The sequence below is a fragment of the Aeromonas sp. QDB39 genome (assembly GCF_027707585.1).
Taxonomy (GTDB): Bacteria; Pseudomonadota; Gammaproteobacteria; order Enterobacterales; family Aeromonadaceae; genus Aeromonas; species Aeromonas hydrophila.
Map to the genome: position 1 here is coordinate 1 of NZ_JAPCIV010000090.1, position 3279 is coordinate 3279.

The 3279-nt window shown below is 56.3% G+C and carries 3 protein-coding genes; 1 reads left to right on the forward strand and 2 read right to left on the reverse strand.

Annotation, left to right across the window (positions count from 1 at the left end; translation table 11 throughout):
* The first annotated feature begins 222 nt into the window (after positions 1–222).
* On the forward strand, positions 223–402 hold the full coding sequence (gene rmf, locus PG899_RS23780; protein WP_005315693.1) for a ribosome modulation factor: 180 nt from the start codon (positions 223–225) through the stop codon (positions 400–402).
* 81 nt (positions 403–483) lie between these two features.
* On the opposite strand, the gene fabA is transcribed toward rmf, so the two are convergent.
* Together fabA and PG899_RS23790 are read right to left on the reverse strand one after the other, a co-directional pair.
* Positions 484–1044, reverse strand: a complete 561-nt coding sequence (gene fabA / locus PG899_RS23785) for a 3-hydroxyacyl-[acyl-carrier-protein] dehydratase FabA (protein WP_016350690.1) — start codon at positions 1042–1044, stop codon at positions 484–486.
* 81 nt (positions 1045–1125) lie between these two features.
* On the reverse strand, positions 1126–3105 hold the full coding sequence (locus PG899_RS23790) for a Lon protease family protein (RefSeq protein WP_039213568.1): 1980 nt from the start codon (positions 3103–3105) through the stop codon (positions 1126–1128).
* Between the last annotated feature and the right edge of the window lie 174 nt (positions 3106–3279).

A 3279-nucleotide genomic window follows, 5' to 3' on the forward strand; every position in this document is an offset into this window, starting at 1 on the left:
TGGCATATGGATTTAGGGACTCAGAATACTTTTTTCTGAAAATCAAGGCGGCCTTCCCCGGAAAGCCGCGATGAACCAAAATTAATGCGGTTCAGTGTCTTGTGTCACAATGACCGGATAGCATGAAATTTTTTGTTTGACCCTGCCGACCCCCTGGGGTAAAGATGAAAGCGACCGATGAAAAATTGGTCGCTTTTTTTGTTCCACGGAAGAGGGTCGTAGATGATGAAGAGACAAAAACGGGACCGTCTGGAAAGAGCTCGTGCTCGTGGTTATCAGGCTGGCGTGGTCGGCAAACAGAAAGAAGCGTGTCCGTATCAATGCCTTGATGCCCGTGGGCATTGGCTTGGTGGTTGGCGTGATGCCATGGAAGGGCGGGGCTCAGGCCTCTTCATGAAGTAGCCGGTACTTCATCACTCATTGCAAAAGGAAAGGGGCCATGATGGCCCCTTTACGTTGTTCAATTCGACCTGAAGGTCAGACTTAGAATGCGGTGGTGTCCTTGAACAGACCCACTTTCAGATCGGTAGCGCTGTAGATCGGGCGACCATCCACTTCCACCACGCCATCGGCGATCCCCATCACCAGCTTGCGGTTGATGACGCGCTTGAAGGTGATCTTGTAGGTCACTTTCTTGGCGGTTGGCAGGATCTGGCCGGTGAATTTCACCTCGCCAACCCCCAGTGCACGACCCTTGCCGGGGCCACCTTTCCAGCCCAGGAAGAAACCGACCAGTTGCCACATGGCATCCAGACCGAGACAGCCAGGCATGACCGGATCACCCGGGAAGTGGCAATCGAAGAACCAGAGATCCGGCGTGATATCGAGCTCTGCCAGGATTTCTCCCTTGCCATGCTCACCACCGTTGTCATTGATCTTGACGATGCGATCCATCATCAACATGTTGGGGGCGGGCAGCTGACTGTTACCCTCACCAAACAGTTCGCCACGGCTGCAGGCGAGCAGCTCTTCACGGGTAAACGAGTCTTTGCCTTGTTCACACAGGGAAAGGCGGGCATCAATGGTGGTATTGTCTACGGTCACGCTGTTTATCCTTCAAATGGGTCAAAGCCGGGCCAATTTAGCGTACAGTTGTTCGCTAAACAACTCCGATCACTTCTTTTCTCACCGTCCGAACACTCGACCAAGCAGGCGGCGCAGCACGCCACCCTTGATGACGTCGGTGCCGTTGAGCTCATCCAGCCGCTGCTGGATCCGGCCGAACAGGGTATCCGGCATATCCGGCTCACCGGCAACACAGCCAGTCAGCAGCTCGATGGCCTCTTCCACATGATCCACCGGATGGATATGGAATTGGCCGGCTTCGACGGCTGCAATCACCTCATCGGACAGGTTGAGCTGCTGGGCATTGGTGCCGGGCAGCAGGATCCCCTGTTTGCCGGTGAGACCGTGGATCTTGCACACCCGGAAGAAGCCTTCAATCTTCTCGTTGACGCCGCCGACGGCCTGCACATTGCCGAACTGATCGACCGCGCCGGTCACCGCAAAGTGCTGGTAGATGGGCTGGCGGGCGAGGGCAGAGAGCAGGGCACACAGGCCGGTCAACGAGGCGCTGTCACCATCGATTTCGTGATAGGACTGCTCGAACACCAGGTTGGCCGACAGCGGGGAAGGGTTCTCGGCCCCAAACTTGTTGGAGAGATAACCGTGGATGATCATCATCGCCTTGGCGTGGATATGACCCGCCAGCTCCGCTTTGCGCTCGATGTCCGCCACATCGCCATCACCCAGATGCACTGTGGCGGTGAGGCGCACCGGCTCGCCGAAATCATAGGGATGCCCTGAGACCTGGATAACAGAGAGGCCGTTGATCTGGCCCACTTCCTCACCGTCGGTCTGCAGCAGGATCTGGCCGTCGATGACGCCCTGGTCGGACTGTTCGACCAGATAGTTGAGGCGGTAATCCTGCTCTTCCAGTGCACCGCGAATGTGCTCGTCGGTGACGACGTCCGCTTCCAGCTCGCGTGCCAGGCTGTCAGCCATCCGCATGATGGCAGAAAGTTGCACCTCGGAGAGCGACAGCCACTCCTGATGGTCGCACAGTCGGCTGGCGTGACGGCAAAGGGCGGCGAGGGCGGCTGGGGTGAAGTCCAGCAGCTCCCAGCGCTCGCGCAGCCAGGCCAGATACTGAAGATAATCGGGCAGATCCTCTTCAATGTTCACCTCGGAGACCAGATCTGCGCGCAGGAAGATACGCTCGGACATGTCGCGGTCCAGCATCTGGAACTCGGCCACATCGAGTCGATCGCCGACCAGGATCAGCTTGAGCTTGATGGGGGTGGCTTCCGGAGTGAAGAAGGGGGTGAGGGTCTTGCCTTCCTGATAGGCGTTCCAGTCCAGCTCGCCTTTTTGCATCGCGTTCTTGAGCTTGAACCAGAGATGGGGCTGATCCAGCAGCTCGTCCAGCTGCAAAATCAGATAGCCACCGTTGGCCTGACGCAGCAGACCCGGCTCCAGCAGGTGCTGGTTGGCATAGACCGAACCTTGCTCGGTCTGATAGTTGATGGAGCCAAACAGGGTATCCCAGTTCAAATCCCGCCCATAGATGATCGGCGCTTCCTGCTCTTCATGGTGGATCAGCAGATTGATGAGTACCGGATGCTGGAATTCGAGCCCTTGAGCCACGTGCGCCGCGAGATCGGAGAGGAAGTCATCGATCTTGGGATCGTTGTTCTGTTTGCGCATGATGCGGGTGACCAGGCGCTCGGCATCCAGATGATGGCTCATCAGCTTGAGCAATTCACCGACCATTTCACAGAACTCGAAGCCGGTGCCGGGTTGCAGGCGCAGCCAGATGGGCTTGAACGGGTTGTTCAGATTTTCGGTGTAGCAGAGATCGAACAGGTCTCCATCCTTGCCGTTGGAGGCGGCGATCAGCGTTTGGCAAACGCCTTCATAATCCACCCCGGGAAAACCGTTGAGCAGCATGACCGGGCAGTCGCCATCAAAGCTGGCGAGACGCTTGATGCCGGAAATGGCTCTGGGTTGCAAGGCGGCAAAAGGAATGGGTTCGAGTTCGCTGAGGGCAGGAAACTGTTCAATCGAAAAAACAGGTTTTAATTGTTCTGATGTTAATTCAGCCACTTAAGACATCCGGTCGGAGATAGGATCAATTGTTGCCATTATACACAGTTCAATAGGTGGTGACAGGAAACAAGATAGTTAATTTAACATAATATACATTATGCGCGGTGACGGGACAATCTATCGTGGCCAGCGCATCGAGAGGCTGCCGGCGCAGAGCGTTATGCCGATAAC